General features: G+C 72.9%; 9 protein-coding genes. 3 read left to right on the top strand and 6 right to left on the bottom strand.

Translation table 11 applies throughout. The features are described 5' to 3' along the window. The first annotated feature begins 821 nt into the window (after window positions 1–821). A complete protein-coding gene (locus EST92_RS31715) occupies window positions 822–992 on the top strand; it encodes a hypothetical protein (RefSeq protein WP_174244152.1) in 171 nt (56 codons plus the stop codon). 109 nt (window positions 993–1,101) lie between these two features. Here the strand turns inward: EST92_RS31715 and EST92_RS27460 are convergent, their stop codons facing one another. The 3 genes from EST92_RS27460 to EST92_RS27450 form a co-directional block, all read right to left on the bottom strand. Beyond that, window positions 1,102–2,043: a 3-oxoacyl-ACP reductase gene (locus EST92_RS27460; protein WP_129283445.1), complete on the bottom strand. Its 942-nt coding sequence runs from the start codon at window positions 2,041–2,043 to the stop codon at window positions 1,102–1,104. 92 nt (window positions 2,044–2,135) lie between these two features. Then, window positions 2,136–3,212, bottom strand: coding sequence for a Zn-dependent alcohol dehydrogenase (locus EST92_RS27455; protein WP_129283444.1), 1,077 nt, complete (start codon window positions 3,210–3,212; stop codon window positions 2,136–2,138). Window positions 3,213–3,299: 87 nt separating this feature from the next. After that, window positions 3,300–4,175 (bottom strand): MaoC/PaaZ C-terminal domain-containing protein, encoded by an 876-nt coding sequence (locus EST92_RS27450; RefSeq protein ID WP_129283443.1) that lies wholly within the window; start codon window positions 4,173–4,175, stop codon window positions 3,300–3,302. 353 nt (window positions 4,176–4,528) lie between these two features. Here EST92_RS27450 and EST92_RS27445 point away from each other — a divergent pair, with 353 nt between their 5' ends. Further along, complete coding sequence (locus tag EST92_RS27445; RefSeq protein WP_254069049.1) at window positions 4,529–5,875, top strand: histidine kinase; 1,347 nt, start codon at window positions 4,529–4,531, stop codon at window positions 5,873–5,875. A 65-nt stretch (window positions 5,876–5,940) separates the two neighbouring features. Further along, the gene (locus EST92_RS27440; protein WP_129283442.1) at window positions 5,941–6,579 is read left to right on the top strand and encodes a response regulator transcription factor; all 639 of its coding nucleotides are present in this window, start codon (window positions 5,941–5,943) and stop codon (window positions 6,577–6,579) included. Window positions 6,580–6,719: 140 nt separating this feature from the next. Here EST92_RS27440 and EST92_RS27435 read toward each other — a convergent pair whose 3' ends face one another. The 3 genes from EST92_RS27435 to EST92_RS27425 form a co-directional block, all read right to left on the bottom strand. Beyond that, window positions 6,720–8,156 carry an MFS transporter gene (locus tag EST92_RS27435; protein ID WP_129283441.1) on the bottom strand — a complete coding sequence of 479 codons (1,437 nt, stop codon included), beginning with the start codon at window positions 8,154–8,156 and terminating at the stop codon, window positions 6,720–6,722. Window positions 8,157–8,274: 118 nt separating this feature from the next. Then, entirely contained in the window at window positions 8,275–9,468 is a 1,194-nt protein-coding gene (locus EST92_RS27430) for a lipid-transfer protein (protein WP_129283440.1), read from the bottom strand. Between the two features lie 31 nt (window positions 9,469–9,499). Continuing rightward, window positions 9,500–11,683: an acyl-CoA dehydrogenase gene (locus tag EST92_RS27425; protein ID WP_129283439.1), complete on the bottom strand. Its 2,184-nt coding sequence runs from the start codon at window positions 11,681–11,683 to the stop codon at window positions 9,500–9,502. Window positions 11,684–11,995 lie beyond the last annotated feature (312 nt).

Raw genomic sequence — 11,995 nt, 5'->3', positions numbered from 1 at the left:
GGCCCGGCTTGAGGGGCCTGGCCGGATGGTGGCGCCCGAGCGGGCGGTTGGGGCCGTGGAACCCCCGCGGGTGGTGGTGCCGCAGCAGCCGGTTCGGGCGGCGGAGTCCCCGCAGCAGGTCCGGGCGATGGAACCGCCACAACAGGCTTGGGCGGTGGAGCCCGCACGGGCGGTGGCGCCGCCGGTGGAGCAGGTGCGACTGGTGCGACCGGTGCGAACGGCAGGACCGATGCCGCCGATGGAGCCGGTGCGGCCGGCCCCGCCAAGAAGCCCGTGGAAACTGGTCGGGCCCTTGAGACCGGTGCAGGGCCCGCCTTCCGGGGTGCCTTCGGGGATGCCGTCCGGGTCGCCGTCCGGGACGCCTTGCGTGATGCCCGCTGAGGCACCGTCCGGAGCGGACGCGGGAGCAGAGGCAGAAGCGGATGCCGGGACGGGGGCCGGGGCGGGCACGGCATCGGGCACCGTAGCGGTCGCCGCATCCTGCACCGCGTCAGGCACCGGAAATGGCGGGGGGATTGTCCCGGATACGGGGGAAACCGACAACCGCTCCACATCATCTGCACAACCCCGCGCCGTGGCCGGGGAACCGCAGGGGAGCGCCGCACATCCCCCTTTGTGCAGGCCAGTTCCCTTGCAACAAGCACCTCAGGCGGCACGGTAGACCCGGTGGAGCGCCATTTCCCGCCCCGTTAGAATTTCGGGCGGGGGCAGCGCAGCCGGTTGACCGGCCACCGGCCGTGCCGTTTCGGGGTCAGCCTTGGCGGTCGTCGGGCGAGGTCCCGACGCGTACAGCTGTAAGCGATCCGACGGAGACTCTTTTCATGTCCGAAGCCCGAACCGACACGACCCAGGCGCGCCCCCAGGAGGCATCCGCCCAGGCCGCCGAGGCCGCAAGCTCCGGCAGGCACCGTGGCCCGGCCGCCGCCGCGGAGCAGTCCGGCTCCGCCGCCCATGGCCGGCACCGCCGGGACAAGCAGCCGCAGGACGCGTAAGGCCGGTCCGGCGGTCCCGACCGCCGACCACACACCACGCCGTGGCCGCCACACCGCAATGCGCGGGTGGCGGCCACGGCTCGTCCGTAGGTGCGGCGCGCGGCCGGGCTCAGCCGTGTTTGAGGCCCAGCACCTCGGCCGCCGCGAAGGTCTCGTTCGCCGGGCGCTGCGCGTAATACGGCGTCAGCAGCTCGTCCAGCTCCGCGTAGCTGAACACCTCCTTCGCGGTGTCGAACTTGGCGGCGATCCGCGGCCGTTCGGCGATCGCGACCATGCCGCCGTGCACGACCAGCAGCTGCCCGTTGACCTGGGCGGCGGCCGGTGCGGCGAGATAGCCGACGAGCGGGGCGACGTGTTCCGGCGCGAGCGGGTCCAGGGCACCGTCCTCGGGCTCCTGGAAGCCGGCGAAGACGTCCTCGGTCATCCGGGTGCGGGCGCGCGGGCAGATCGCGTTGGCGGTCACGCCGTATTTGCCGAGCGCCAGCGCCGTGGAGGTGGTCAGGCCGACGATGCCGCCCTTGGCCGCCGCGTAGTTGGGCTGGCCCGCCGAGCCCGCGAGGAAGGCTTCGGAGGAGGTGTTGATGATGCGGCCGTGAACCGGGCCGCCGGCCGCCTTGGCGCGCTCGCGCCAGTGGACAGCGGCGAAGTGCGTGGTGTTGAAGTGGCCCTTGAGGTGGACGCGGATGACCGAGTCCCACTCGTCCTCGGTCATCGAGAACACCATCCGGTCGCGGAGAATGCCCGCGTTGTTGACCAGGATGTCGAGCTTTCCGTACGTCTCGATGGCCAGCTGTACCAGGGCGCGGGCCTGTGCGTGGTCGGCGACGTCACCGAGGTGGGCGACCGCCCGGCCGCCCGCCGCACGGATCTCGGCGACGACGTCCTCGGCGGGCGCGGCACTGGCCTCGCCGGAGCCGTCGCGGCCCGGCCGTCCGTAGTCGTTGACCACGACCTGTGCGCCGAGGCGGGCGAGTTCAAGGGCTTCTGCGCGGCCCAGGCCGCGCCCGGCACCGGTGACGATCGCGGTCAGGCCCTCCAGTGGCTGTGCCATTCCTGTCCTCTCCAGTCCAGTCCAGTCCGCTTGGAGCGAGGTGCGGGCGATGGTGCGGGGGGGCGGTGTGACCCCCTTGGGGCCGGGGGCGGTCAGATTTCGATGCAGGTGCGCAGTGCGGTGCCGGAGCGCATCTGGTCCAGGGCGTCATTGATCTCGGCCAGTTGGACACGGTGGGTGATCAGGCCTTCCAGGTCGATCCGGCCGGCTCGCCACAGGGCGATGGCCCGCTCGTAGGAGCGCAGCACGTCCGCGCCGCCGTACAGGGACGGCAGGATCCGCTTCTCGTCGAAGAACAGCTCGAACATGTTGACCTGGAAGGTGTCGTCCATGGCGCCCGCGCCGACCACACACAGCGTGCCGCCGCGCCGGGTCATCTCGTAGGCCGTACGGGCGGTGGCGGACTTGCCGACCACCTCGAAGACGTAGTCGAAGCCCTCCCCCGCGGTGATCCGGGCCTTGGCGTCGGCGAACTCCTCCGGGGCGACGGCTTCGGTGGCGCCGAAGCGGAGCGCGGCCTCCCGGCGGGCCGGCACCGGGTCGACGGCGATGATCTCGGCCGCCCCGCAGGCCTTCGCACCCTGGATGACGGATATCCCGACACCGCCGCAGCCGATCACCGCGACCGAGGACGCGGCAGCCACCTTGGCCGTGTTGAGGGCGGCGCCGAGCCCGGTGGTGACACCGCAGCCGATCAGCGCGGCGATCTCGTACGGGACGTCGTCCGGGATCGGCACCGCGCAGTTGGCGGGGACCACGACCTCCTCGGCGAAGGTGCCGGTGCCGGCGAAGCCGAAGACGTCCCCGCCGGGGCGCCGGAAGTTGGGCGTGCCGGCGTTCATGAATCCGGCCAGGCACAGATGGGTCTGGCCGCGCTTGCAGGACGGACAGCTGCCGCACGCGGGCAGCCAGCACATCAGCACGCGGTCGCCCCGGCCGAGCCCGGTGACGCCGTCGCCGACGTCGAGGATCTCCCCCGCGCCCTCGTGCCCCGGGACGAACGGGGCGGGCTGGGGCAGCACCCCGCTCATCGCCGAGAGGTCGGAGTGGCACAGCCCGGTCGCCCGGATCCGGATCCTGACCTTGCCGGGGCCGAAGCCCACCGCCTCGATGTCGTCGAGGACTTCGAGCTTGTCCTGGCCTGTCTCGTGCTGTACGGCTGCGCGCATGTCACGGCTCCTCTCGGTTGGGTGGCTGCCCCGATTGCCCTGGCTCCCCTGACTTCCCTGGCTCCTCCGACCGGCCCGGCCGCTGCCCTAGTTGTGCGCCACCACGGTGTCCGCCAGAACGGGTGCGTCGTCGCGGTCGGCCGCCGTCACCGACACCTGCACCCGCCCCGGCTCCCGCCACATACGGAGGCGCAGCGTCTCGCCCGGGAAGACGACGCCGGCGAACCGGGTGGCATACGACGTCACCCGGGAGACCTCGCCCCCGAGCACCGTGTCGACCACGGCCTTGAGGGTCACCCCGTAGGTGCACAGCCCGTGCAGAATCGGCCGGTCGAAGCCGGCGAGCGCGGCGAACTCCGGATCGGCGTGCAACGGGTTCCAGTCGCCGGAGAGACGGTAGAGCAGCGCCTGGTCCTCGCGGATCCGGCGCTCGGTGTGCAGGTCCGGGGCGCGCTCGGGGAGTTCGAGGCGTGCGGAGGGGCCGCGTTCGCCGCCGAAGCCGCCCCCACCGCGGACGAAGATCTGGGTGTCGCAGGTCCACAACGGACCGTCCTCGTCGGCGATTTCGGAGCGCAGCACGATGACCGCGGCCTTGCCCTTGTCGTACACGGCGGGGACGGAGGAGGTCTGGGTGGCACGGCCACGCACGGGGAGGGGGCGGTGCACGGTGACGGTCTGACCGCCGTGCAGGACCTTGGCGAGGTCGACGTCGATACCGGGGGCGGAGAGCCCGCCGGCGAGGGCCATCCCCCCGCCCGCGACGGTGGCGAAGCTGGGCAGGACGTGCAGTGCGCTCTCCAGGGTGTAGCGCAGTTCGTCCGGGTCGGTAGCGGGGTGCGGCTTCTCCGGCGTGGCCGCGCCGGCGCCGATACCGAGGTGGTAGAGCTGGACGTCCTTGTGGTCCCAGGTGAGTTCGGTGATCCGCGGCTCGGCGGAGGTGGCCTTGGCGGCGTCGATGGGCATGGGGCTGATGGCTCCTTCACCACGGCGGGAAGACCCCGGCCCGGCCGTCCGCACCGTCGACCGGACCGGGGTCGTATCTGGTCGGCCACGGCCGCGCTCCGACCGCGCACAGGGCGCACTTCTAGAACGCGTTCTAGCCGATGGGTCTCATGTATAGCCGATCCGTCCGGGACCTGGAAGACCCTGACGTGTTGTCAGATTCGGGCGCGGTCACTGCTCCCCCGCCCCGCGCCCCCGGCGTAAAACGCGCACGCCCATGACATTTGTCAGGGGGCATCGCCCACATTCGCCCCTACCTCGCGAGGGCCACTCTCCGTAACGTCGACGTCGGACAGAAGGAAGGCGGGGCGGGCATGGCACGGACGACAGGACCGGGCGGCACGGCACACACGGCAGAGGACGTCGCCGCACACACGGCAGAGGGCGCCGCGGCGGTGAAATTCTCCGGGGTGACGCGGAGTTATGGCGCGGTGCGGGCGGCGGACGGCCTGGATCTGACGATCGCGGCTGCGCGCGACACGGACTCCGGCCCGTGCCGGCCCAGGTGGGCGGAGCGCAAGGCGGACGAGGGGCCGGGGAAGTACGCCTTCCTTCCGTGGCTGCTGATGGGCATGGGCGCGTTCTCCAACGTCGTCGAGGGCAAGACGGGCAACCCCTGGCTGGCCGGGCTCGGGCTGCTCGCCTTCAACTCCGTCTACATCACGGTCGTGTGGACCTCGTTCAACCCCCGGCTGCGCCACTCCCGCCGGCCGCTGTACGCGCTGGGGGTGCTGACCGCCATCACCTTCGCCATCGCCCTCGGGTTCGGCGGCGACTGGTTCCTGTTCTTTCCGCTGCTGTCGCTGGCCTCCGGTACGGTCCGCGCGCTGCGCGGCAAGAAGCTGGCGGCGTGGCTGATCGCGCTCAGCGGCGCGGCCGGGTATCTGACCGGCTGGGACAACGGCGGCCCGGGCGCGTTCGGCGTCGGCTACGGCACCTTCCTCTCCGGCACGGTGACCGCCACGGTCCTGAGCCTCTTCGACACCATCCAGGAGCTCAACACCACCCGCCAGGAACTGGCCCGCAGCGCCGTCGAGAAGGAACGGCTGCGCTTCTCCCGCGATCTGCACGACCTGCTGGGCCACACCCTGTCCGTCGTGGTGGTCAAGGCCGAGGCGGTCCGCCGGCTGGCGCCGCGCAATCTGGACGGAGCCCTCGCCCAGGCCGCCGACATCGAGGCCGTCGGTCGGCAGGCGCTGACCGAGATCCGCGAGGCGGTCACCGGCTACCGCGAGGGCAGCCTGAGCACCGAACTCGACCGTGCCCGTTCGGTGCTGGAGGCGGCCGGCATCGAACCCCTCGTACGCCAGGCCGGGCCGCCACTGCCCCCGCAGGCCGGCGCGCTGCTGGGCTGGGTGGTCCGCGAGGGCGTCACCAACACCGTCCGGCACAGTGGGGCCACCCACTGCGAGATCTCCGTCCACGCCGATGAGGAGCGGGTACGGCTGGCGATCACGGATGACGGGCGCGGTCCCGGGGGTTCCGGTGCGGGCGGCACCGGCCTGAAGGGGCTGACCGAGCGCCTGGCCGCGGCGGGCGGCACCCTGCACAGCGGCCCGGACGGCCGGCGCGGCTTCCGCGTCACGGCCGAACTGCCGGTCGGGACGGGCGATGTGGCGGTCGGCACGGGCGATGTGGCGGGGGCGGAGGAGGCGCGTTGAAGCCCTCCGTTCGGCCGCCCGGCAGGGCCGCTGCCCAGGGGCTGTCCGCTGGCTACTCTGGCGCCATGACTGACGCGCCCGGCGAGCCCCCCGTGAGAAGCATCAAGGTCCTCCTCGCCGAGGACCAGGGCATGATGCGGGGCGCGCTGGCGCTGCTGCTCGACCTGGAAGCGGACATGCAGGTCGTGGCCCAGGTCGCGGCGGGCGATCAGATCGTCGCCTCCGCACTGGACACCCGCCCCGACATCGCCCTCCTGGACATCGAACTCCCCGGCCGCAGCGGCCTGGACGCCGCGGCCGACCTGCGTGCCCAGCTGCCCTCCTGCAAGGTGCTCATCGTGACGACCTTCGGCCGGCCCGGCTATCTGCGGCGCGCGATGGAGGCCGGGGCGTCCGGATTCCTGGTCAAGGACGGCCCGGTGGAGGACCTGGCAGCGGCGATCCGACGGGTGCTGGCCGGCGAGCGGGTCATCGACCCCGGCCTCGCCGCGGCGGCCCTGAGTGCCGGGCCCAACCCGCTGACCCAGCGCGAGCGGGACGTCCTCACCGCCGCCGTGGACGGCGCCACGGTCGCCGACATCGCCGGAAAGCTCCACCTCTCGCAGGCCACCGTCCGCAACTACCTCTCCGCGGCGATCGGCAAGACCGGCACCCGCAACCGTATGGAGGCGGTCCGGGCGGCGCGGCAGAACGGGTGGCTGTAGCGGAGGGGCGGGGAGCGGGGTGCGCGGCGCCCCGGGAGCCGGCGGAAACGGCCGGCCGTGGCCGGAAGCCGCGGCGGCAGAGGGGCCGTTGCCTGCCGCGGCGGAAGGACCGGTGCCGCCGCAGAGGGATCGTTTGCGCCTCAGCCGTGCGCGGCGTCCGCCCGTCGTCGCGGCAGCGCCACGATCATCAGCACCAGGCTGACCAGCAGGATCAGCGAGCCGACCTGGAAGGCCAGACCGTAGCCGTCCGCCATGGCCTGCGGGCTGTTGTCCGCCTCGGTACGGGACGCCGCGACGGTGGACAGGACCGACAGGCCCAGCGCACCGCCCATCTGGCGGGAGGTGTTGATCAGGCCGGAGACCAGTCCCTGGTCGGCCGGGTCGGCGCCGGAGGTGGCGATGGAGGCGATCGGGGTCGCGGTCAGGCCCGCGCCCAGCGCCATCAGGATGCCCGGACCGAGGATCGTCCCGAGGTAGCTGCCGTGCACGTCCATCGTGCCCTGCCAGACCATGCCGGCCGCCGAGATCCCCGCACCGGTGATGGCCAGGGTCTTGGCACCCACACGGTTCATCAGCCGCGGCGCGATCTTGGAACCCAGGACGATGGACAGCGAGTGCGGGATGAAGGAGAGCCCGGCCTGCAAGGGCCGGTAGCCCAGCACGTTCTGCACGTACAGCGACAGGAAGTACCACATCGAGAACATCGCGGCGCCGGCCAGCACCATCGCGGCGTTCGCCGACGAGACCGAGCGCAGCCGGAAGAGCCCCAGCGGCATCAGCGGGGCCTTCGCCCGCGCCTCGACCGCGAGGAACGCCGCGATCACGATCAGCCCGGCGGCCAGCGGCAGCAGCGCGGACGCCGAGGCCCAGCCGTCCGTCTCGGTCTGCACGATGCCGTACGCCACCAGCGCCAGCCCGCCGGTGACCAGCAGCGCACCGGGTACATCGAGCCGCCGTCCGGTGCCCTGCCGGCTCTCGGTGAGCCACAGCACGGCACCCGCCAGCACCAGCGCCCCCACCGGCACATTGATCAGCAACACCCAGCGCCAGGACAGGGATTCGGTGAGCACCCCGCCGACCAGGCCGCCCACCGCGCCACCGCCGGCGCCGACCGCCGTCCAGGTGCCGATGGCGCGGGTACGGGCCGGGCCGGTCGGGAACGACGTGGTCAGGATCGTGAGGGTGGCCGGCGAGAGCACGGCGGCGCCGACGCCCTGCACCGTACGCGCCGCGATCAGCTGCCAGGGCTGCTGCGCCAGCCCGCCGCCCAGGCTCGCGATCGTGAACAGGGCCAGCCCCAGGACGAAGATGCGCTTGCGGCCGAACAGATCGGCGGCCCGCCCGCCGAGCAGCATGAACCCCGCGAAGGTGATGACGTAGGCGTTGACGATCCACTGCAGTCCCAGCTCGCTCAGGCCCAGGCCGGTCCGCATGGCGGGCAGCGCCACATTCACCACGGAGACGTCCAGCACCACCAGGAACTGCCCCGCGCACACCAGCAGCATTACCAGCCAGGCCGGGGCTGTCGTACGGCGCGCGGTATCGGGCAGCGTGGCGGGGGCGGTTATCGGCGGCATGGGCACCATGCTCGCATTCGGCGCTCGAACACCGCATCGGGATTTCGACGCACCTGGCACCTGACGGGAGATGTAGGACGAAGGGCGGAGAAAAGCGGGGGCAGGGATCCCCCCGCCCTCACCGCCGCAGCACCGTGACCACCGCGGCCCCGCCCAGGCCGATGTTGTGTGCCAGGCCCACCCGGGCGCCGGGGACCTGGCGCTCGCCCGCGGTGCCGCGGAGCTGCCAGACCAGCTCGGCGGCCTGCGCCAGCCCCGTCGCCCCCAGCGGGTGGCCCTTGGAGATCAGCCCGCCGGACGGGTTGACCACCCAGCGGCCGCCATGGGTCGTGGCACCGTCGGCGACCAGCTTTCCCGACTCGCCTTCCGCGCACATCCCCAGGGCCTCGTACGTCAGCAGCTCATTGACCGAGAAACAGTCGTGCAGCTCGATCACGTCCACGTCCTCGATGCCGAGACCGCCGGCCGCATACGCCTGCCGGGCCGCGGCCCGGGACATCGGCCGGCCGACGACATCGATGCAGGAGCCCGAGGCGAAGCTGTCCCCGGTGTCCGTCGTCATGGCCTGTGCGGCGATCTCCACCGCCCGGTCGGCCAGCCCGTGTTCCGCGACGAACCGCTCGGAGACGACCACGGCCGCGGCGGCCCCGTCCGAGGTCGGTGAGCACTGGAGCCTGGTCAGCGGCCGGTGGATGGTCTTGGCGGCGAGCACCTCCTCGACCGTGTACGCCTCCTGGAACTGGGCGTACGGGTTGTGGACGGAGTGCCGGTGGTTCTTGGCGCCGACCGCGGCGAGCTGTTCGGCGGTGGTGCCGTAGCGCTCCATGTGCTCGCGGGCCGCATTGCCGAAGAGCTGTGCGGTGGGCGGGGTCTGCGCGAAGCCGTGGGCAGCGGCCATCACGCCGTAGTGGCGGGCCACCGGAGACGTCCGGAAATCGCCGCTGTCGGCGCCGCCGCCCAGTGCGCCGCGCTTCATCTTCTCGAAGCCGAGGGCCAGCACACAGTCGTTCAGGCCGCCCGCGACGAACTGGCGGGCCATCATCAGCGCGGTGGCGCCGGTCGCGCAGTTGTTGTTGACGTTGTAGACGGGAACGCCGGTCAGGCCCAGTTCGTAGGCGGCGCGCTGGCCGGCCGTCGAGGCCTGGAAGCAGTAGCCGGCCGGCACCTGCTCGACGGCCTCGTAACCGATCCCGGCGTCCGCGAGCGCCGCGGTGCCCGCCTCCTTCACCAGGTCCCAGTACTGCCGGTCCTCGGTCTCGGGCTTGACGAACCGGGTCATCCCGACCCCGACGATGTACGCCTTGCCAGTCATGCATGTCCTCCTGGGAGCGGTCGGGCCAGGGTCAGATCAGCGGGCGGGGCTCCGGGTCGCGTGGCAGGCCGAGCAGCCGCTCCGCGACCACGTTCAGCTGTACCTGGGTGGTGCCGCCGGCGATGGTCAGACAGCGGGACATCAAGAATCCGTGCAGCGCCCGCTCACCGGCGCCTTCGCGCACCGCACCGGCCGGGCCGAGCAGCTCCAGCGCCAGCTCGGCGGTCTTCTGCTGGTGCGGGGTCTGCACCAGCTTGCGGACGCTGGCGCCGGCCCCCGGCTCCAGCCCCGACACCTGCTGGAGCGTGGTGCGCAGCCCGATGCAGCCCAGGGCGTGCGCCTCGGCCGCCAGCGCGCCCAGCCGCACCCGCACCGTCGCGTCCAGCTCGCCGGCCCGGACGAGGAGCTGCTCCAGCCCGGTGTCGAAGGTCAACTGGTCGGCCATGTGGACGCGTTCGTTGTCCAGGGTGGTGCGGGCCACCTTCCAGCCGTCGTCGACCTCGCCGACCACCGCATCGGCCGGCACCAGCACGTCGTCGAAGTAGACCTCGTTGAAGAGGGCGTCGCCGGTGATCTCCTTCAGCGGGCGGACGTCGATCCCGGGCGTCTTCATGTCGACGACGAAGAAGGTCAGCCCCTTGCGCTTGGGGACGTCGGGGTCGGTGCGGGCGAGCAGGATGCCATGGCCCGCCCACTGGGCGGCCGAGGTCCACACCTTCTGGCCGTTGATCCGCCAGCCGCCGCCCGCCACCCGCTCGGCGCGGGTCCGCAGGGCGGCCAGGTCCGAGCCGGCCTCCGGCTCGGAGAACAGCTGGCACCACAGCAGGTCGCCGCGCAGCGTCGGCAGCAGATAGCGCTCCTGCTGCTCCCGGGTGCCGTGGGCGAGCAGCGCGGGGACCACCCAGGTGGCGATGCCCAGATCGCTGATCCTGACCTCGGCGGCGGCCAACTCCTGCTGGATGGCGAGCTGTTGGACGGGCCCCGCGCCCAGCCCGTACGGCTTGGGCAGATGCGGCGCGGCGTAGCCGGTGGGGGCCAGGGCGCGGCGTACGGCCGCCGGGTCGAGGCCGCGTACGCCGTCGATGACCGCACGGGCCCCGGCGCGGTACTCCGCCGCCTCGGCGGGGAGTTCCAGCCGCAGCGCGCGCCGGGCGCCGCCGGCAGCGAGGTGGGCGGCGCGCAGCCGGTGGGTGTCGCCGCCGCCGAGCAGCGCGCGGGCCACCAGGGCCCGGCGCAGCTGGAGATGGGCGTCGTGTTCCCAGGTGAAGCCGGTGCCGCCGAGGATCTGGATGCAGTCCTTGGCGCAGCCTACGGCGGCATCCAGGGCGGTCGCGGTGGCCAGCGCCGCGACCAGTGAACGGACCTCGGGCGGCTCGTCCAGGGCCCGGGCCGCGTCCCAGACCAGGGCACGGGCCTGTTCACAGCGGACGAGCATGTCGGCGCAGAGGTGCTTGATCGCCTGGAACTGGCCGATGGGACGGCCGAACTGCTCGCGTACCGCGGCGTGCCGGGTGGCGGTGTGCAGCGCCCAGGCGGCCGTGCCGCAGCCCTCGGCGGCGAACAGCACCCCGGCCAGGTCGCGGACCAGGTCGCCGTCGACCGCCAGCAGCCGGTCGGCCGGCACCAGGGCCCGCTCGGCGCGCACCTCGGCGGTCGGCCGGGTCGGGTCGGCGCTCTCCTGCACGCGTACGGTCAGCGCCCCGGCGTCGACGGCGAGCCAGACCGGTCCGACCGGGGTCCGCGCGGCCAGCACGAGCAGGTCCGCTTCGGCGCCGGCGAGGACCGGGGGCGCGGTGCCGTCCAGGACGTACCCGCCGGCCTCCTCTACTGCGGTGAGCGCACCCGCGTCGAGTGCGACGGCGCCGACGCGGGCGCCGGTGGTGAGCTCCCGGACGAGGTGCCGGAGGCCGCCGCGGTGCAACAGCTCGGCGGCCAGGACGGTGGGCAGATACGGGCCGGGGAACGCGGCGCGGCCCAACTCCTCCAGCACCACGGCGAGGTCGAGGAGGTCACCGCCACCGCCGCCGTCGGCCTCGGGGAGGTGCAGCCCGAGCAGCCCCTGCGCGGCCAGCCCGCCCCAGCAGGCGAGCCGCCCCTGCTCTCCCGGGGCGGCGTCGAGCAGCTTGTGCACTTCTTCGGGCGGCATGGCCCGCGCGGCCCAGCCCGCCACCGCCTCGGCCAGGTCACGTTGCTCTTGCGTGATTCCGATGCCCATGCGGGGCAGGCTAGAACACGTTTCATTCTGACGGAAGGTCAGGTGCGGCGATACGGCGGGAGGTGCCGCTCCCGGAGCCCCGGGAGGACACCCCGGCCCTCGCCACCCTCACCCCTGGGGCCGTCAGCCGCCCCGCAAGCGCCCCCGGGCGCCCCCCGGGGAGAACCCCACGAATTCACCAGGGAAGGCTCCGGACGCACTCAGGAAACGGTCCGGTGAATTCCGCCCGTCTCACTATTCCCTCTCGCTCACCCCTCCCCGATGCCCAGAGCGGCAAATTCGCATGCGGGGGAGTAGAGGGGGAGAGGAGCC

The organism is Streptomyces sp. TM32, assembly GCF_004122755.1.
Taxonomy (GTDB): domain Bacteria; phylum Actinomycetota; class Actinomycetes; order Streptomycetales; family Streptomycetaceae; genus Streptomyces; species Streptomyces sioyaensis.
The sequence above is the reverse complement of the archived record's forward strand: the minus strand, read 5'-3'. Positions and strand labels throughout refer to the sequence as shown.